General features: G+C 52.3%; 17 protein-coding genes and 1 pseudogene. 10 read left to right on the top strand and 8 right to left on the bottom strand.

Features of this window, described 5'->3' with window-relative positions:
• Positions 1-37: 37 nt before the first annotated feature.
• The 3 genes and pseudogenes from P1U47_RS02425 to P1U47_RS02435 form a co-directional block, all read right to left on the bottom strand.
• A pseudogene (locus P1U47_RS02425) lies at positions 38-223 on the bottom strand (EF-hand domain-containing protein); the annotation flags it as partial.
• Between the two features lie 84 nt (positions 224-307).
• Positions 308-1,552 (bottom strand): type II toxin-antitoxin system HipA family toxin, encoded by a 1,245-nt coding sequence (locus P1U47_RS02430; protein WP_301026952.1) that lies wholly within the window; start codon positions 1,550-1,552, stop codon positions 308-310.
• Entirely contained in the window at positions 1,542-1,883 is a 342-nt protein-coding gene (locus P1U47_RS02435; RefSeq protein WP_301026953.1) for a helix-turn-helix domain-containing protein, read from the bottom strand. The genes P1U47_RS02430 and P1U47_RS02435 overlap by 11 nt, the downstream gene beginning before the upstream one ends.
• Before the next feature lie 724 nt (positions 1,884-2,607).
• On the opposite strand from P1U47_RS02435, the gene P1U47_RS02440 reads away from it, so the two are divergent.
• The 3 genes from P1U47_RS02440 to P1U47_RS02450 all read left to right on the top strand — a co-directional run bounded on the left by P1U47_RS02440 (position 2,608) and on the right by P1U47_RS02450 (position 5,348).
• The gene (locus P1U47_RS02440) at positions 2,608-3,459 is read left to right on the top strand and encodes a transglutaminase family protein (protein ID WP_301026954.1); all 852 of its coding nucleotides are present in this window, start codon (positions 2,608-2,610) and stop codon (positions 3,457-3,459) included.
• Positions 3,460-3,778: 319 nt separating this feature from the next.
• Positions 3,779-4,144: a YajD family HNH nuclease gene (locus P1U47_RS02445; RefSeq protein WP_301026955.1), complete on the top strand. Its 366-nt coding sequence runs from the start codon at positions 3,779-3,781 to the stop codon at positions 4,142-4,144.
• Between the two features lie 217 nt (positions 4,145-4,361).
• Positions 4,362-5,348 carry a putative metalloprotease CJM1_0395 family protein gene (locus P1U47_RS02450; RefSeq protein WP_301026956.1) on the top strand — a complete coding sequence of 329 codons (987 nt, stop codon included), beginning with the start codon at positions 4,362-4,364 and terminating at the stop codon, positions 5,346-5,348.
• Between the two features lie 155 nt (positions 5,349-5,503).
• On the opposite strand, the gene P1U47_RS02455 is transcribed toward P1U47_RS02450, so the two are convergent.
• A complete protein-coding gene (locus P1U47_RS02455) occupies positions 5,504-6,802 on the bottom strand; it encodes a DEAD/DEAH box helicase (RefSeq protein WP_301026958.1) in 1,299 nt (432 codons plus the stop codon).
• A 310-nt stretch (positions 6,803-7,112) separates the two neighbouring features.
• Between P1U47_RS02455 and P1U47_RS02460 the strand changes: the two genes are divergently transcribed.
• Both P1U47_RS02460 and P1U47_RS02465 read left to right on the top strand, forming a co-directional pair.
• Entirely contained in the window at positions 7,113-8,699 is a 1,587-nt protein-coding gene (locus P1U47_RS02460) for a peptide chain release factor 3 (RefSeq protein WP_301026959.1), read from the top strand.
• A gap of 164 nt (positions 8,700-8,863) precedes the next feature.
• On the top strand, positions 8,864-9,361 hold the full coding sequence (locus P1U47_RS02465; protein WP_301026960.1) for a hypothetical protein: 498 nt from the start codon (positions 8,864-8,866) through the stop codon (positions 9,359-9,361).
• 193 nt (positions 9,362-9,554) lie between these two features.
• Here the strand turns inward: P1U47_RS02465 and P1U47_RS02470 are convergent, their stop codons facing one another.
• On the bottom strand, positions 9,555-10,037 hold the full coding sequence (locus P1U47_RS02470) for a hypothetical protein (RefSeq protein WP_301026961.1): 483 nt from the start codon (positions 10,035-10,037) through the stop codon (positions 9,555-9,557).
• Between the two features lie 420 nt (positions 10,038-10,457).
• Here P1U47_RS02470 and P1U47_RS02475 point away from each other — a divergent pair, with 420 nt between their 5' ends.
• The gene (locus tag P1U47_RS02475; RefSeq protein ID WP_301026962.1) at positions 10,458-11,177 is read left to right on the top strand and encodes a pseudouridine synthase; all 720 of its coding nucleotides are present in this window, start codon (positions 10,458-10,460) and stop codon (positions 11,175-11,177) included.
• 47 nt (positions 11,178-11,224) lie between these two features.
• On the top strand, positions 11,225-12,286 hold the full coding sequence (locus P1U47_RS02480) for a methyltransferase (protein ID WP_301026963.1): 1,062 nt from the start codon (positions 11,225-11,227) through the stop codon (positions 12,284-12,286).
• 41 nt (positions 12,287-12,327) lie between these two features.
• On the opposite strand, the gene P1U47_RS02485 is transcribed toward P1U47_RS02480, so the two are convergent.
• Positions 12,328-14,952: an AsmA family protein gene (locus tag P1U47_RS02485; protein WP_301026964.1), complete on the bottom strand. Its 2,625-nt coding sequence runs from the start codon at positions 14,950-14,952 to the stop codon at positions 12,328-12,330.
• A gap of 125 nt (positions 14,953-15,077) precedes the next feature.
• Here P1U47_RS02485 and sfsA point away from each other — a divergent pair, with 125 nt between their 5' ends.
• Positions 15,078-15,785 carry a DNA/RNA nuclease SfsA gene (gene sfsA, locus P1U47_RS02490; RefSeq protein WP_301026965.1) on the top strand — a complete coding sequence of 236 codons (708 nt, stop codon included), beginning with the start codon at positions 15,078-15,080 and terminating at the stop codon, positions 15,783-15,785.
• A 5-nt stretch (positions 15,786-15,790) separates the two neighbouring features.
• On the opposite strand, the gene P1U47_RS02495 is transcribed toward sfsA, so the two are convergent.
• Both P1U47_RS02495 and P1U47_RS02500 read right to left on the bottom strand, forming a co-directional pair.
• Positions 15,791-16,120 carry a Rieske 2Fe-2S domain-containing protein gene (locus P1U47_RS02495; protein ID WP_301026966.1) on the bottom strand — a complete coding sequence of 110 codons (330 nt, stop codon included), beginning with the start codon at positions 16,118-16,120 and terminating at the stop codon, positions 15,791-15,793.
• 82 nt (positions 16,121-16,202) lie between these two features.
• Positions 16,203-17,243 (bottom strand): patatin-like phospholipase family protein, encoded by a 1,041-nt coding sequence (locus P1U47_RS02500; RefSeq protein WP_301026967.1) that lies wholly within the window; start codon positions 17,241-17,243, stop codon positions 16,203-16,205.
• 94 nt (positions 17,244-17,337) lie between these two features.
• On the opposite strand from P1U47_RS02500, the gene P1U47_RS02505 reads away from it, so the two are divergent.
• Positions 17,338-18,078, top strand: a complete 741-nt coding sequence (locus P1U47_RS02505) for a M15 family metallopeptidase (RefSeq protein ID WP_301026968.1) — start codon at positions 17,338-17,340, stop codon at positions 18,076-18,078.
• On the top strand, positions 18,075-18,869 hold the full coding sequence (cysE, locus tag P1U47_RS02510; protein ID WP_301026969.1) for a serine O-acetyltransferase: 795 nt from the start codon (positions 18,075-18,077) through the stop codon (positions 18,867-18,869). The genes P1U47_RS02505 and cysE overlap by 4 nt, the downstream gene beginning before the upstream one ends.

The following is an 18,869-nucleotide window of genomic DNA, read 5'->3' on the forward strand; positions in this document are numbered from 1 at the left end:
GTATCGCTCTCTTGGCTGATTGGGTAACTAGGGAAAATTAGTCGGGTCTTTTTCCATCGCGACGCGGTGGTTTGTGCTCGGCTAGCTCTGTTTCGCTGATAAGTCCATCGCCGTCGGTATCAATAGACTTAAAAATAACTTCGTGATCACCGTGTGGCACTTCTTTTTGCTTAAATTCTTCTAGCGTTATAGCGCCGTCTTGATTCAAATCTAATTCTGCGAAGGGTGGTGGCCCACGACGTCCCTAATTTTCATCTCCGCGTGCACGGGGCTCAGCGCATGCAATGGCGCTGATTGCCGCCCATCGCTAAAATCCTTCCATCGCGAAAGGGTTCAGCAGCTGCCGGCGCCATAGCATCGAGCGATCGGTCTTTGACAGGGCGGCCTCATCGGCTATCGTATGCCACTCAGTTTCGATTACCTGAATCTGCTGCTCGGCAATCGCTCTCGCCTCAGGGGCAGATAATAGAAAGTAATTCGCGGCCCCTATGCAGTGCACCAATTGGCTGAGTCGTTGCCCTTCATAGATGCTCATGCCTTGGGTGGCTTCACCACCAGTGCGAAGCTGCGGACAGATATCATACGCCGGCGTTAAGCGTACGTATCCCTGCTCGCAGAATACAGCGTGATTACGCGCGTGATCGTCTGTGTTGCCGCACAATATATTGAATATCAGCCTTGAAAACAGCTCACGCAAATCCACTTTGGGCTGATCGCTGTTGGCCCTTAACCACTGAGCAAAATTGCTGTAACTAGCATAGGGTGCCTCCATTTCATCCAAGTCGAGTACCGTTAGCGCAGACACCACGCCGCGCCGGCACCAGCCGCCGTTGTGCCAGTGACGGTCGAATCTTTCAACCAGCAATACGTCTCTGCCGATGCTTTGCGTGAGTGACACCTCGGCCACATTGAGCCCGCAAGCGGCGGCTAGGCGCATACTGAGGAACTCATACTTCACCAAGGGGTATGTGTCAGTGCTAGAAGAGAACTTGGCAATATATTTTTTGTCGCGGCCGTTCAGCAGTGACTTGGGCCGCGCACCGCCAATGGCTGTGCCGTGCTGCAGTGCCTCGGCCAAGCCAGCGGGCAGTGGAATGTTGTTCTGCAGCATCTGAACGGCGCTGTGCAATTCATCTAGAGTGGCGCTGTTTTGCCGCGCAACGTACTCTGTTGGCGAGTCTTGGAAATCAAGGCGCCCGATGCGGTCGGAACCCGATTCGCGAAGAAATACTAGCTCAGATTCGTCACCTGTATCCATCTCCCGTGAGTCATCGCCGTATAGACGATTCAAAATAACATGGCGCCCCCAAGAATCTGGGGCCCCGTCGCGCAGACAGCCGGCGAGGCGTTTTGGTGGCTTAGGTTCTTGGGGGCCTGATACCAATGGCAACTCGTCGATAAAGATGGGAACTGCTTCTTTTCGGTTAAGGTAACTTTTACCATAGGCAAAAACCAAGCTGTCACCCGATTGCTGAATTACGCCGGCCACCACTGGCTTTACCTCTTTGGGCAGCCAGATCCACACATATAATACGCTCGATTTAGAAATCATCGTTCATCACCGGTGTAGTGTCATGAATGCGCTTTGGCAGCAGCGGCGCCTTTTCGCGCGCGCTCGTCAGGCGCTCTCGGCGCTTGTCGCCAAACAACGAGACACCGACTAGGCTAGCCATTTCGAAGACTAGGCCGACTTCGGCCTTCGGGTGACCTTTTTCAATACGTCGAACGGTACCGCGGGAGACGCCAGCGTGCTCCGCTAACTTGCCCTCGGACCACTTTCGGGCCTTGCGTGCGGCTGCAATCTCTAAGCCCATTAGCTCAAGTGCTTCTTTGGTCATTGGCGAATAGGTGCGAATATGTTGTGTATTTGCCTTTTGGTTCACGGCCACCTCCGAGAATGACGGTATTATCTCCAGCATAGCATCTAAACCTGTTTTGAATAAGCTGACGTGTACCGCATGAAGTACATTAAGTCGATAATATACCATGCTTAGTACATTATTCTTATGAGGTGGCTCCTCGCTAGGTGTCTGCTAAAGGGTAGGTTTGGCCACCGACATTCTGCTGCCTACTTTAGGCACAAGCGCGAGTCAGCTTACTTAGTTTCAGGGTAGGGCCGTCGTTGAGGTGTTGAGCTTCAAATTTCAAAATTGGGGGAAAAGATCCTTTTTATCGACACGCTTAAACTAGGAATTACAAAAATTGCGGCTGGCTCTATCCAGAAACTACTTTGGCGAATATGTCTGCGTCGCAACAGAGCCCGTGAATCCGTGCAGTGGATATACCTTGGGAAAAGTATGCGGTCTTGAATTGTTGTAAGCCCATCAGTCTTGTTGGATATGATGGTGGGGTCGCGGTAATTAACGGAAAGCCATAGCTAATGTTTTAGTAAGTTTACATAAAGGGGGTGTAAAAGTGCCGGCCCTAAGCTTGCTTCCTGAAAATTAGCGACGACAACTAACCTGACACCGGCCGCCGTAGGAACTACTTCAGATTGCATTGCTCCACCGTTAATGGGATTGTAAAGGCTCAAAAGCACTTTCGTTGTAACGCAAACTTTTGAGCAGTATTTAGCCTCGACTATTACGATTTCCCACTGGTAGCAATATGCAGCGCTATAAAATTCTTCACCGCACATACTATAATTTTTCCGATAAGGTGCAGCTTGGGCCGCATTATCTGCGCCTGCGTCCGCGGGAAGACTACGAATTACGCATAGAATCTTTTTCGCTCACTATTACGCCAAGTGCAAACCTGCGCTGGCACCGCGACGCCGAGGGAAATTCTGTCGCCACTGCCACCTTCGATGCGCCTGCCCAGCAGTTGGTATTTGAAAGTGAGCTGATCATAGAGCAATACAATGAATCGCCCTTAAATTTTATGGTTGCCGATTACGCCATCAACTACCCCTTTAGTTACACTCAAGATGATCAAGTGCTACTAAGCCCCTATATGCAATTGCCAGACCTAGATACCCAGCAACAGCTTAAGCAGTGGACGGGCCAGCTTTGGCAGGCAGGTGAAAAAATTCAGACTTACACCGCGCTACAGCGAATCGCCAGTCAGATATTTCAAAACCTCAGTTATAAAGTAAGAGAGGAACCTGGTGTGCAAACGGCTAAAGAAACACTGGCCTGCAATACTGGTTCGTGCCGCGATTTTGCTCAGTTGTTTATGGACGCGGCAAAATGCATGGGACTTGCTGCGCGCTTTGTTACCGGTTACTTGCACGCCCCTGGGCTCGATGCTGCTGGCGCCACTCATGCCTGGGCAGAGGTTTATTTGCCAGGTGCAGGCTGGAAGGGCTTCGACCCGACTATTGGCGAAATGGCCGGCACGGATCATATTCCGGTGGCGGTTGCGCGGCTGTCTAAATCAGTTCCACCTATCGAAGGTTCGTTTACCGGCGAGCCGGAATCTTCATTGGATGTGGGGGTGTGGGTGAGTAAGCTACTCTAGCGAGGGTCGCTATTCAGGGTCTAGTATGCGCAGGTTAATTTAAATGCACAGCGACAGGCATATTGTCGCTCGCTCACAAGGAGTGGACAACGATGCAGCACAGCTCATCGCCATGGGTGGCGCCGTATATGTCCCGTTTGAGTGTGTTGGTTTGGTGTGCAAGCCCAGTTGGGGTGGCGCGTACTACTTGTCATTAACATTGCCGTAATTGCCCTTATGGTTAGGGCTATGCATTATAGGCGCCGCCCGTTCTAAGCTGTATATGCGGTCGTTTCCTCAGAAATAGATAATCTAAATATAAAATAGTGTAGGTGTACTCATGACTGTCCAGAAGAAAACCCTCGATCAGGTGCTCGCCGAGCAGCGGGAATACAATGCCAAGCGCGCGAGCGGTTACCGAGAAAAGGCCTTAAAACTATACCCATGGACGTGCGGGCGGTGCGCTCGCGACTTTGAGCGCAAGGGTTTGTCTGAGTTGACGGTTCACCATGTTGACCACAATCACGACAATAATCCCGCCGACGGCAGTAACTGGGAGTTACTGTGTATTTATTGCCACGACGAAGAACATACCAAGCACGAGAACCTAGTGCGCTATGGCAGTAGCACCGAAAAGAAAGTAAAAGCCGCCACGTTTAACCCCTTTGCTGATTTAAAGGCGAAGATGGAAAGTAATGATAAGTGATAGGGCCTCGGTAGTAGCTTGGAATTCAGACGTCGTATATTCCGCCAGCGGCTTTGCTAGGCGTTGTCTTAGAACATAGTTAGGCGCTTAATTTTGATTCGTCACGTTTTGTGCCGGTAAAGCGCCTGTTGTTTTCGCTGCAGGGCTGTATTGCTGGCTTATTCGGTGAGATCAGCTAAAATTAGATCAAATTTTAATCAAACCACGGTGCGCCGCAGTGGACCCTATTTCCACTTCTTCGATTGCTTCGATCAGCCGTCCGCAAGCTAGTGCGGTGGACGCTGTTCGGCTGCGCGCGTCACCAGTGGCCGGCGCGCAAGCTCTTGCGCCGCTTAAAAATCCCGAATCCCGCCCAATTAATGCCCCAGCCGAGGGTGAAAGCCGTAGTCGTGGTCTGATTAAATCTGATCCCAATCTGTCGATATTTGCCGAGAGTGGGGTTTCGCCCGCTCGTTTGGCGATTTTGTCGGCACCGCGCTTGTATATTGCCGAAGCTGAACAAGGTGATGAAGGTGTGGTGTATCGAGTTAAAGATGCGGTATTCAATGGCTTGCTAAGGGGCTCAGATGCACAAGCGTCGGAAACCGGTGCTGTGCTGGATGAGTCGGCTGACGCTGAAGCCGCACAAGCTGACTTTGCCGCAAAGACGGGGCTAGAGGCATCGCTTAGCAAAGCGGAGCAACAGCAGATTCAGGCCGAAATTCAGGCGTTGGCGGCGCGGGATCGCGAAGTTCACAGTCATGAGCTGGCGCACTCTGCGGCGGGTGGGCGCTATGCGGGTTCGCCAAGCTATGAGTTTAAGCGTGGGCCAGACGGCAATACCTATGCGGTGAATGGCGAGGTGAGTATTGATATTGCGCGCGCGGCAAGTCCTCAGGCCACCATCGATAAGATGCAGGTTGTTAAGCAGGCGGCGCTCGCGCCGGCTAAGCCAAGTAGCCAAGATCGCCAAGTAGCCGCTGAAGCTTCGCGTATTGAGGCGGAGGCGCGCCGGGAATTAGCGACAGGGTCGTCAGAAGAGGGTGCTGAACAGACTAAAGGCCAGAAGTTAGCATCGGCAATAGATCGCAGTTTGGCCTCGAACAGCGATATCGACACGGCTGTGCCAGCAGATATTAAAGCACAGCGCTTGAGTAGCCTCTACTCCGCCCACAGTAGTTCGGTTGAGCGCCAGCCGCTTACTTTGTTAGATAGTCGCGCTTAAGTTCTCTCTAGCGACCCCACCTACCGCAGTTGTTTTCCATGTCTCAGTGAAAAGTCGTTTAATGCGCAGTCTTGAATGCAAAAAGCCCACTGAATGTAGTGGGCTTTTTGCGTTATTTGCAAAGCGTTATTGAGGGGTTTCTATCTGGCAAAAGTTTATACCTTGGGCGCCGAAGAGCGTCCGCGATTACCGTTGCCGCTGGGGCGGCCGCCGCGACGGGCTGCAGGTTTTGCAGAAGGCCGTTGGCCATCGCGGTGTTCTACTCTTGGGCGATGGCTGCGGGCGGGCGCGCTATTGCCTAGGCGCGACTCCTGGAGCGGATGAGTGGGTTCAAAACCAGCGAGAATTTCCCGTGGCAGAATCTCTTTAATCAAGCGCTCAATATCAGACAATAATTTAAATTCATCCGAGCTAACCAGTGATACGGCGTGACCAGTCGCGCCGGCGCGGCCAGTACGGCCAATGCGGTGCACATAGTCTTCGGGCACATTGGGCAGGTCGAAGTTGACGACCTGTGGCAGCTGGTCGATGTCTAGGCCTCGCGCGGCTATGTCGGTGGCGACCAGTGCTCGCACGTCACCATTTTTAAACTCGGCAAGTGCGCGGGTACGTGCGCCCTGACTTTTATTGCCGTGAATGGCGGCGGCTTTGATGCCAGCGCTTTCTAGGTGAGCCGCAAGGCGGTTGGCACCGTGCTTGGTCTTGGAGAAAATTAGCACCTGCTGCCAGTCATTGGTGTTAATCAAGTGAGTTAGCAGGGAGGGCTTTTGCTTTTTGTCTACTGGGTAAATGCTCTGGGTAACCGATTTGGCGGTGGTGACCTCTGGGCTTACCGAAATCTCGACGGGGTTATTCACTAAGCCTTTGGCTAAGGTGCGAATTTCACCGGAGAAGGTCGCAGAAAACATTAGGTTCTGGCGGCGCTTGGGCAATACCGCGAGAATTTTACGGATGTCGTGAATAAAGCCCATGTCGAGCATGCGGTCGGCTTCGTCTAGCACCAGTATTTCGAGCTGATCAAATTTCACGGCATTCTGATTGTATAAATCTAATAGGCGACCAGGGGTGGCTACCAGAATGTCGACACCACGGCGCAGCTTAATCATTTGTGGGTTGATTTTAACGCCACCAAATACCACGGTGGAGCGCAGTGGCAGGTTCTTGCCGTAGGTGGCCACACTTTCGCCAATCTGAGCAGCGAGCTCCCGGGTTGGCGTGAGAATAAGGGCGCGGGCCTGGTTGGCATTGGCGCGCTGACCACGAGACAGTAATTCCAGTATTGGCAAGGTGAATCCGGCGGTTTTGCCGGTGCCGGTTTGCGCAGCAGCCATTACATCTCGGCCTTCCAATACGGCGGGAATGGCTTGGGCTTGAATGGCTGAAGGGGTGTCGTAACCTTTTTCGGTTACCGCGGAAAGTATCGGGGCGGATAAGCCCAGGGAGGTAAAGCTCATAAAATCTATCATCTCATAATGTCGCGCGTCGCGGCGTGATGGCCGGTGTCGTGATGACAGCGGGCGTGCAGCTTACGGGAAAAGCCTGTTTTGCGCTATAGCGGTATACCCTAGCTGCGACGGAATGCCACTACTGGCGGGGTTTTGGTGCCAATTTGTGGTATTTCCTGGCTTGCCTAATTAGAGCTTGTTGATGCGCAGAATAGTGCAAGCCCTGCCCAAGTCCTTTAAACTCTCGCCTCTTATATATGCGGCCGATTTTTTTGTCTGTGTATTGTCCCAAACCTGTTCAGCCAGAAGACCGAATTCCATGTCAGATATCACCTTTCAGCAGGAAGTGGCCAAACGTCGCACCTTCGCCATCATCTCCCACCCCGATGCCGGTAAAACCACCATTACCGAGAAGCTGATCCTATTGGGGCAGTTGATTCAGGTGGCGGGTACCGTGAAGGGCAAGAAGAATGATCGCGCGGCAACCTCGGACTGGATGAGTCTGGAAAAGGAGCGGGGCATATCGGTTACGTCCTCGGTGATGCAGTTTCCCTATAAAGGCCGCATCGTCAATTTGCTTGATACCCCTGGGCACGAAGATTTCTCTGAAGATACCTACCGCACCCTAACGGCGGTGGATTCGGCGCTAATGATTATTGACGGCGCCAAGGGTGTCGAAGACCGAACCATAAAATTAATGAATGTTTGCCGCCTGCGCGACACGCCTATTTTGGGCTTTGTTAACAAGATGGACCGCGATATTCGCGATCCGATCGAATTGTTGGATGAAGTTGAGAGTGTATTGGGTATTGCCGCGGCGCCGATCAACTGGCCCATTGGCATGGGGCGGGATTTTAAGGGGGTATACAATATGTATACCGACACCATTCATGTTTTTCAGCCAGGTAAGGGCTCGGTGGTCGCCGAGGATATTCGTATCGATGGCTTGGACACAGACGCTGCACGCACCTTGCTCGACGATGAATATGAGAATTTCCTCGAGGAAATCGAACTGGTGCGGGGCGCTAGTCACTTCTTTGATCGCGAGGCCTACTTGGCGGGCAAGCAGACGCCGGTGTTTTTTGGAACGGCGCTGTCTAATTTCGGTGTGCGCGAGATGCTCGACGGTTTTGTGGAGTGGTCACCGGAACCGCTAGATCGGCCTACTGATACCCGCGAGGTTAGCGCCAAAGAAGACACCTTCTCGGGCTTTGTGTTTAAGATTCAAGCCAATATGGATCCCAAACACCGCGACCGTATTGCCTTTATGCGTATTTGCTCGGGTACTTATACCAAGGGTATGAAAATGCGCCATGTGCGTCTTGGTAAAGATGTGAAAATTGTGGATGCGGTGAGCTTTTTAGCAGGTGATCGCGAGTTGGTGGAAGAGGCGGTGTCCGGCGATATTATCGGTCTGCACAATCACGGTACTATTCAGATTGGTGACACTTTCTCGTCTGGCGAAGATTTTAAGTTTACGGGTATTCCCCATTTTGCGCCGGAGCTGTTTCGTCGTATTCGCCTGAAAGACCCCATGAAGGCCAAACAATTGCAGAAAGGTTTGCAGCAGTTGTCAGAAGAGGGTTCGACCCAAGTGTTTATGCCCCAGCGCAATAGTGATCTGATCGTGGGTGCGGTAGGTAATTTGCAATTTGAAGTGGTGAGCTATCGCCTGAAAGATGAATATAAGGTCGAGGCGATGTACGAGCCTATCAATGTCTATACCGCCCGCTGGGTAGATTGTGAGGACCCTAAAAAGTTTGAGGAGTTTAAACGCAAGTGCGCTGAAAACCTCGCTATTGATGGTGGTGGCCATTTAACGTATTTGGCGCCAACGCGGGTGAATTTGGCGTTAACCGAGGAGCGACATCCAGAAGTTCGCTTCCGCGCCACCCGTGAACACTAATGTCATATGCTTGCTCTAAGCTGAATGGCGACCTAGGTAGCGGCAAAAAGTTGCGGTGAAAATTACGCTATCTGGGGCTTGTTTGAATACGGTGCTGCCCTACAATAGGGGCACACATCGAGTAGCACATAAGCACGACTACGTGAATTTGGAGATTAACAACAATGAAAATCAAAGCATTAGTTCTGGCTGTAAGCATGATTGGTTTAAGCGGCGGCGTATTGGCTGACGGCGGTTTTTTCAGCAAATTGGGTTTGGGTGCAAGCGCTAAAGCAGAAGAGAAATCTGATGCAAAATCGGAAGCGAAAGTAGAGGCCAATGTTAATGTTGATACTAATCTTGGCGCAAAAGCGGACAAGATGAAGGCTGAAGGTTCGGCAAAAAGTGAAGCGATGATGACCGCTGCCGAAGAAAAGAAAGCAGCCGCAGCAGCTAAGCGCGAAGAAGCAAAAGCAAAACGTGAAGAAGAAAAAGCTGCTGCAAAAGCGCGTAAAGCAGAGCGTGAAGCTCAAGCCGAAGCCGATGCCCAAGCTCGCGCCGAAGCTCGTGCTGAAGCCAAAGCGAATATGAAGGCAAATGTTGAAGAGAAGAAGAGCGCGCTGCGTAGCCTGACCAATATTAAGGTCGATGCCAGCGTAAATGCAGGTGCAGAAGCAGAATAATACTGCTTTTCACAAGCATTAATAAAAGGGGAGCCTGCGTGGCTCCCTTTTTGTGGGCGGTTATAAAGTATTTTCCCCGCCTAGGTTGATTTGCTAAAGGTTTATTCGAGCACCTAGGTTTTAGCTCTGCAGCGGGCTTTAGCAATGAGCGGCTGCAGCCAATGGCCTTCGCGTGTGCGAAGGCCATGTGGGATTAGTCTGAGGTTTTTGCTAAGCAGACTTCCAGCGGAAACAGCGGGTAACCGTCTTCGGATGCACTGCGGCTGGCGTGCAGGGTTTTCTCGCCAAGTATGGTTTTAACGCTAACAGTGGTTACGCAAGATCCTTCTCCGCTACCAGACACTGAATAGCCGAGGTCGCAGTCGCTAAATGACGGTGCCATGGGGGCTATTTCTACGCCGCCAGAGACGTCGCAGGTGGTAACTGCACACACGGTAACAGCGCCGGTGCTAGGCAGGTCAATGCCAATCGGGCCTGTTAATGGGGTGGCTACCCCAGCAAAGAAGCTGTCTGATGCTGGCAATTCAACGCATTTCTCTACGCTAATTGTGCGATCAACTTGTGGGTTGCTGAGTGCGCCCGCTACAGTGCTGAGCAAACCTGCACTGGCCATACCCGACATTAATGTTGCGCTACCAATAATTACTTTAGCGATAGTTGAAATATTTTTTCTCATTTCTTTTTTCTCCATAGTTTTAGATATTACCCTCGCGGCAGCTCGGATTCGATTCGTGCTGCCGTCGCTAATTTGTACCCCAAAAGCTTTGTTAAAATCCAGTACTATGTGTAATTGAGTAATAATATGTGAATTAGTATTATAATATTGATATAAATTAGTGTCTTATAATTAAAAATTATTTCAGTTATGTGTATTTTAAATTTAATGCGTGTACTAGTTGTGGTTTCTGGCGTGTGCGCAGGCTTAGCTAAAGGCTGGCTTTTTGAAGTGCGATAGTTCAATTGACATTGCTTATGTGCTTGCGTAGGCGGCAGGTTTTCCGCTACTTGATGCTTATTTGATTCCGACTTAACGCTTACTTGATGCCTAGCGGTACTTGCCCGACAATACCAGCCTTGTTGATGGGTGGCCGTATTTGTGAGTAAAAATAGTAGTAAATCGCTGCGGTTAGACCGCTATTTGGCTAGCGTCACGGATTATTCCCGCAGCGATGCCAAGAAACTGATTAAATCCGGCGAGATTACGGTTGACGCAATTGTGGTGCGTGACCCCGCGCAAGGAATTGCGGCGGACGCCGAGGTGCGTTTAAGCGGTCATTCACTGCGGCCCGTTGGCCCTCGCTACATTATGCTGAACAAGCCCCAGGGGTTTATTTGTGCCGCGCGGGATCGCCGCCATCAGACTGTCTTAGATTTAATGGACGAGGACAACCCCGAGCGCTTGCACGTGGCTGGTCGCCTTGATATTGACACCACGGGCTTGGTTTTACTTACCGACGACGGCGCGTGGTCGCATGCGGTAACCTCTCCTCAGCGGCAGTGTTGGAAAAGCTATTACGTGGAAACCGCCGAGGTCATTAGCGAGCAGACGCAGGTGCATTTTAGTCGCGGCGTCTTCTTGAAAGACGACAAAGCCCGCACATTGCCTGCAGAGTTAAGTATTTTGGGCGAACGTGTGGCGAGGCTAAAAATCTGCGAAGGTCGTTATCATCAGGTTAAGCGGATGTTTGGCGCCGAGGGCAATGCGGTTACTCGCTTGCACCGCGAGGCGATTGGCGAGATTAGTCTAGACGCCGATTTGGCCGAAGGTGAGTACCGTTATTTAACGGCAGATGAAGTTGCGAGCGTGCAAACCTAAGGTGGCGTGATGAAGTCTGCCTCCCTCTCCAAGAGATATCAAAACGAATGAGCACCGATCAAACCAATACCGCGACGCAAGACACGGCCTTGATGGCCTTGTATCAGCAGTTTCCCGCTGTGCAAACTCCGCTGTGGTGGTTTGCTGACGAGCATGTGGCGGCGATGCCCTTGCCTGCGGTGCGCGCCGATTGGCGCAGTTTTAGCAATCGCTGTGATATTGCTGCGCAGTTAAGCGCAGCTGCCTACCCCGTGGAGCTTGGCGATTTTGTCATGCCGTCAGACGCGCCGCCACCGAGTACGGTGTGCTATCGGGTGTCGAAAGAAAAGGCCCTTGTTCACTATTTAATTAATCAGGCCCTTGCAGTGCTTGGTGTGGGCGGCAGTTTACTATTGGCTGGGCACAAAAATGATGGTCTGCACAGCTACGCCAAAAAGGCCGCCGCGCTGGTTGGCGCCACCGCCGAGATTAAAAAGCACGGGGGTGCGGCGTATATCGCTACCATTACCAAGCGTAATGAACCTAGCGGCACACTGGCCGATAGCGATTACACCCAAATTCAAGAGATTGCCCAGTCGCCGAGTTTGTATAGCAAGCCTGGGGTGTTTGGCTGGCAGAAAATTGATCGTGGTAGCGCGTTGCTCGTAGAGCAGTTGCCGGTGTTTTTGGCCGGTTTTAAGCAGCCGCCGACAAGCTTGGTGGATCTTGGTTGCGGCTATGGTTTTATCGCGGTGATGGCGGCGGCGCAGTTGCCAGAAAGCCGCTGGCTGCTCACCGACAATAATGCCACGGCACTATTGGCGGCGCGTAAAAATTGTGAGGTAAACGGTATTAGCGCGGAAATTGAGTTAGCCGATTGCGCGGCGGGGCTAAAAGGCCCCTTTGCTGCGGTATTGTGTAACCCGCCCTTTCATAAAGGGTTTGCGGTTGCGGGATCGTTAACCGATCAATTTATTGCCGCGGCCCACCGCTTGCTGGGCCGCAATGGGCGGGCGCTGTTTGTGGTGAATCAGTTTATTCCATTGGAGCGCAAGGCCGCGGCCTCGTTTGCCAAGGCCGAGGTGTTAATTGAGGTCGACGGGTTTAAGGTGGTGTGCCTTAGCAAATAGCGCGGCTAAATCTGGCTGCGCGCATTTTAGGGGCCGACAGCTTAGCTTGCCGGTGCCGATAGTTGTGGATTTAGTAATTCCTCGGGCAATTCATCTGCGGTGGGTATTTCATCGATGGCGCCATCGCAGGAGCTACCTGCGTAAATGGCGCGCTTGAGCAAGCCTTGGGCTAATAGCGATAAACCGCCTGTGTAAATCGCGGCGCCGGTGGTGAGGCCCGAGGTGAACATACCCGATGGATCGGCGACAATTTTGGGTTTGCTAAATGTGCCGCCAAGCCTAACCAAGCCTGCCGCGGCGCCAACATTTATTCCCACGCCGGTGCGGGCAATGGGTGATACGCCAAATAGCAGCTGCTCCTTGCCAAGATCGATATTCCCAGTGCCAATAATTTTGGTTTGCGCGGTTTCTAAGGCAACGCCATCGTCGCTGATGAATTTGCCGCTTTTGCCATCAAAATGAACTGCAATACATTCTATGTCGGTACTCGTTTTCTTTTCTGAAAACGGGTTGAGCTTGTCTATGGTTTCGCTAAGTACGTCGGAGCCGATAAGATTGAGAGCATTGCCTTGGGCGACTAAGTTGGTAATTTTAACGTCTAGCTTGCCGTTCATATTGGCGGCTAAGAGATGGGGGCTGGCGCCTTGGCTATTAATATTTAAGCGAATACCGCCGTTGCCACTGGTGATGCCCGCCGCCTTGTCGAGGCCGAGCTTACCGTAGTCCTGCGCATCAACGCTGAGTTTGAGTGCGAGGCTGGGAATGGTTTTGCTGCTGTCGAGTTTGAGGCGTAGTTTGGCGTCGCCGCCAGCAAAATTAATGGTGGTGTTTTTTAAATTCAAAACGCCACCCTGCAGGCTTGGCTTGAGATTGGCTCTGCGAATAAAGGCGTAGCCGGTGTCGATATCTTCTAGCGCAATACTTACATCGGCATTCATCGATTTGAGGGTGCTAAGATCGATGGGCTCTTTGCTGAAAAGTTTTTTGTTCTTCACCGCGGGTGTTGCGGCGGGGCTGCTTGCATCGCTTTGGCTCGGTGTAAGAAAGGCGAGGTCGATTCGTTTTAGGCCAAGACTGCCCTTAAGCTCGGCTAGCTGCTTGTTGGCGGCGGGACTATAGTGCAGCTCAAAGTCGGCAATTTGGTTACCCATGCTGGCATCGCCTTTGGCGATGTAGTGTGTAGCATGGGCTTGTAGTTTTGCCTTGACTGTTACTGCGCCAGCTTCCTGCCATGGTAGCTGGGCTAGCAGCCAGAGCGCCTTGCTGTTTTCGGCCTCGGCTTGAATGTCGAGCTCGGTGCCGACGATGCCATTTACATTGATCTTACCCGCGGCCTTGGCCGTAAGGTCTTGCTGGCTGAGGTTTAGTTGCAGGGCCAAATCTGCGGCGTCGGTGGTCTGTGCGAGGGCCTGTAGCGCGACGTCGGCGTTGAATTGATTGATCTCGCGCTGTGTGGCCAGCTCGGTAATTTTGTCGGCTTTTAGGGTGAGTTTGATATTGTCTTTGATCGCAAGTTGGCTCTTTAGGGCGTTTAGCTGCCAGCCAGCGGCGTTCAGAGTGTCAATTTTTAAATCGAGTTTAAGATCGGTGTCGGCTAGCCACTGCCAGTCGATTGGGGGCTCTTCAGACGTTTGTGCTGCAATAGCGGGGGCAGTGTTTGGCGATTCATTCTGGGTAGGCTTGCTGGGCAGTAATTGATCCACATCGAGCTGTTTGGCAAAGACGCTGGCGACCACCGCAGAAGTGCTCGCGTTGACGCTGACTTTACCGCGAATTTCGTTGTCGTTAAGTTTGAGTATGATATTGCTAAATTCGTAGTTGGGGCTTATAGCGAGCTTGCTGGTGAGGTGGATTTTGGGAATGGCTGGTACTTCCGTGCCAGCGAGGCTGGCGAGATTGGCGGCTTCGCGCACGTCTACGACGAATTTCAGCTCGCTGCCGGCCAAATTTGGGGTGAGCACCAGCTTGCCTTCGCTGCTGAGGTCGATGTCTTTATGCTTGAGGGCGAGGGTGTATACGAGCACGCCACTATTGGGGTCGAATAGGGTGATGCCGCTGCTGAGTTCAAAGTGCTGCTTTTGGTAATCTAGGCCAATATAGAAATCGCCGTTGCCGGCTTCGATGCGTTCGCCACTGACTCTGGGTAGGTATATGCGGCGTTCATTGCCGGTTTTGTCACGCCACAACAGATTTACCTTGTGGATGTTGATGCGATTAAAATTGAAGTCGCCGGGTAGGATTGACTGGTGGGTAGCCACTTCAGGTTCGGAATTTTGCGACGAGGTGTTGGCAATAAGTTCGGGGCTAATCCAGTTAAACTCGCCAGCATCATTTTGCTCTACTTGAACACTTAACGAGTCGGCATTTAACGTCCAAAATGGCTCCTTGCCAAAGGGGTTTTCGGTGAGGCTAATACTGATGTTTGCCAAACTGAGCAATGCTGGCCGCGGCCACTGGGGATTGCGAATATTGAGGCCGTCTACCTCAAAGCGCAGCGGGTTGAGCTTGGAGCGAATATCGCTGATTTCAACGTCGAGTCCGGCATAGCGCTGGGCACTGCTGTTAATGAGTCCTCGCAGCAATTGCGGTTGAATCAACACTGTAGCAACGGTGGCAATGGCAAGAAAAATAAGTACGCCCAGGGCGAGTAGCGATTTTTTAATCATGGTAGCGGTGAATAATCCTGTGCTGGCGCAAATGTCAGTGGAGCTACGATACCATGTTTAAGGCGCGTGCTGGGGCTAGAATAGGCTCGTAGCGAGGCAATCAAAGGTAATAAAAGGGGCTGATAGTGCAGTGGTCGGGTGAATTGCAAAGTGGGTATTTGCTTAAGCGTTATAAGCGATTTTTGGCTGACGTGGTGCTGGATAATGGCACAGAAATTACGGTGCACTGCCCAAATACCGGTGCCATGACCGGCTGTGCGGAGCCTGGTAGTAGGGTGTGGTTGTCGGTGAGTGAAAATCCCAAACGTAAATACAGCATGACCTGGGAGCTGCTAGAAACCGCAGCAGGGAACAAAGTGTGTATTCACTCGGCGCTCGCCAATACCTTGGTGGCCGAAGCGCTAGGCGATGCGCGGATTAGCCCCTTGGCTAGCTACCCCCTGTGGCAGCGAGAAAAGAAGCTGGCTAGCGGGAGCCGTATGGATTTTTACGCGGCCGCGACCGCGGATTTACCAGAGTGCTACCTTGAGGTGAAGTCGGTCACCTTAGATTGTGGTGATGGCTTGGGGGCGTTTCCCGACGCGGTGAGTAAGCGAGCGAGTCGGCATATTGACGATCTGCTTGTTCTGCGCGAGTGTGGTGCCCGCGTGGTACTGTTGTTTGCGGTATTACATGAAGGGATCGCGCGGGTGACCCCAGCGGCGGCAATCGATCCAGCGTATGCGCGCAATTTACGTGAGGCGGTAGCGGCTGGGCTAGAGGTGTTCGCCTATAAGGCAGAGATCAGCGCCGTGCATATGGCCCTTAGCGCCGTCGTACCGGTCTATGTGTGAAACTGCTATTCTGGGTTTTGCTCGGTGAGCGTAAGTACGCCATTGTTTATTGTAAATGGGACGGCCTCTAATGTTTTTCCTACGCAGGGACCGGCGACGCAACTGCCATTTTCAATAATAAATAGCGCGCCGTGGGTTGCGCACTGAATGAGCGAGTTGTCGTAATCGAGGAATTGATCTTCCTGCCAGTTGAGTTCAATACCCAGGTGTGGGCAGCGATTGCGATAAACATAAACCTTGCCGTGCAGGCGCACGGCGAAAAAGCTTTGGTCGCTAAACTTAAAGCCCTTGGAGCCAGGGTCGGTAATTTCATTAATGTGGCCGAGAGTGCGCATAAATTGTGGTGTTCGTTATCTGTTGGTAGAAGCCCCAGCCACTTGAATGACGCTAGGGCGGCATTGGGCAGAGTGCTGCTGATTAGCCCACGGCGGGCGGCTCTATAATGCGGTTGTCACCTTCGCTTTTAAAGGCGTGGCGAATGGCGGGTAGCATGCGGTCAACGGCGTCGCGGCCCTCCTGAATGGCTTCGGCGGCGCTGCTAAACTCCATTAAGCCAATATGGCCAAGGCGGGGCCACAGCATGATGTCGGCGGGTTCACCGGCCAGTCGGCTGCGGGTGATGCGGTCCTGCATAATGTTAATGGCGCTCATCATTACCGCAATCGTGCCGGGTGGCTCGGGCTTTTTCTCGCCCTCATTGGCGCGAAAATTACTGGCGGCTTCTTTTACTGATGCTGCAAAGCGGCTAAAGGCTGCGCCGAGGAAGGGGTCTTGTTCGTCTGCCTCATTCTCTTCGAAAATGGGCAGTTCCTCTTCGGCTTCTTCCTCTTCGGCGGCTTCTTCTACACTGGCTGCTTTAGCATTACTCATCACTTTTTGGCGGCCGACTAAATCGCTATTGAGGTCGACCCCAATGATAATATCGGCGCCCAGTGCGCGGCACACCGATACCGGTACCGGATTTACGAGCCCGCCATCAACCAGCCATGAATTGCGAAAGGGAACGGGGGTTAAGATGCCCGGTAGGGCCATAGAGGCGCGTACCGCGCTCCACAGTGGGCCGCGCTGTAGCCAAACTTCGCGGCCGCGCAATAAGTCGGTTGCCACTGCTGCGAAGGGCTGGCTTAAATCTTCAATGTTAGGGTTGCCGTACTCTTTCTCAAAAAAATCAATGAGGCGAGTGGCATGGGCTACGCCCCCAGTGGCACCCAAGCTAACGCTCATATAGTGCAGTACTTGAGTGGTGCTAAGTGACTGGATCCAATGTTCGAAATGATCGAGTTTTCCCGTGAGATAACACGCGGCAATAATGGAGCCTACCGAGGTGCCGCAGAGAATGTCTGGTTCAATACCCAGTTCGCTCAGGCGCTGAATTACGCCGATATGGGCCATACCCCGTGCGGAGCCACTGCCGAGGGCAAGGGCAATTTTTTTTTCGTGCGGTGAGGACTCGTCCACGTATTACTACTCCAGAATTTCAACTCAGACCAATAGGCGTTAGTATGATGCCATGAAGTTCCAACACCTTACACTGCTTGAATAGTATGCGCCCATGAAGAACCCAACGGTAAGCGCCGATTTAGTTTTAGGGCGTGATAATTCTGCGATCACTTCGTTTGCCGGTGCGGCGGTGCACCGCGACATTATTGCGCCGTTGTTGGCGCTGCAGGCCGATGCGGCGGCGGCAGGCTTTGATCTGCGGGTAATAAGCGGCTATCGCGGCTTTGAACGCCAGCGGGCTATTTGGAATGCTAAAGCCAGAGGCGAGCGAGCCGTGCTGGATAGTGGGGGTTGCGCCCTGGATATTAGCCAGCTGAGCAGCACGGCGCTGGTACATGCTATTTTGCGTTGGTCGGCCTTACCTGGCGCGTCGCGGCACCATTGGGGCTGCGATATTGATGTTTACGATGGCGCCGCGGTTGCCGCTGATTACGCGGTGCAATTAACACCCGGAGAAGTTGCTGACGACGGCGTGTTTGGCGCGATGCATCAGTGGTTAGACCGGCAATTTGCGACGGGCCGCGGCCACGGTTTTTTTCGCCCCTATGATGTTGATCGCGGGGGTATTGCGCCCGAGCGCTGGCATTTAAGTTACGCGCCATTGGCCGTAAGATGCGAGCTGGTACACAGTGTTGATTTGCTGGCAGAGGCCTTGGCTGCAGAGTCAGATTTGGCCTTGCAAGACACGGTGTTGGCAGAATTAGAGACAATTTATTCGCGCTATGTGGCGGTGCCGAATTTATGTTATCCGGCAGAGTATGCGACAGAATTAAGGGGTGGAAAGGTGATATGAGTGGGGCGTTGAGCGATTTATGGCTAACTATGACCAAAGAGGCGCGAGAATATGGCCGCAGCGAACCAGTTTTGGCCAGCTTTTATCATGCCAGTATTTTAAACCACGCCAGTTTCGCCGACGCCCTGAGTTTTCATATTGCCTCTAAATTGGGTTGCGATTCGGTTCCTGCAATGTTGATTCGCGACGTATTTGATGACGCTTTTATCAGCGATCCGACTATTGTCAATTCGGCGGCAATGGATATTCGTGCCCATTATGATCGCGATCCCGCCTGTGATCATTACGCTATGCCTTTTTTGTATTTTAAAGGTTTCCAAGCGATCCAAGCCTACCGTATTGCCCATTGGTTGTGGACACAGGGCCGAGAGTCGCTGGCATTGTTTTTGCAAAATAGGATCGCCAGTATCTTCGATGTAGACATTCATCCTGCTGCGGTGATTGGGTGCGGGGTGATGGTCGATCACGCCACTGGTCTTGTTATTGGTGAAACCGCGGTTGTTGGTAACAATGTGTCTATGCTGCACTCGGTAACCTTGGGGGGGTGTGGTAGTGGTCCAGGGCCGCGGCACCCGCGTATACAAAATGGCGTGTTGATTAGCGCTGGTGCTAAGGTATTGGGTAATATTGTGGTGGGCGAGGGCGCGAAAATTGCGGCGGGTAGTGTGGTGCTGAAAAATGTTGCGCCACACTCAACCGTGGCGGGGGTGCCAGCGAAGCAGGTTGGGGTGTTGTCTGCTGACCTGCCAGCGTTAAACATGGATCAATATATCAATGATGAAGTCTTATAA

Source organism: Zhongshania sp. (genome assembly GCF_029212375.1).
In the GTDB taxonomy this organism is placed as follows: domain Bacteria; phylum Pseudomonadota; class Gammaproteobacteria; order Pseudomonadales; family Spongiibacteraceae; genus Spongiibacter.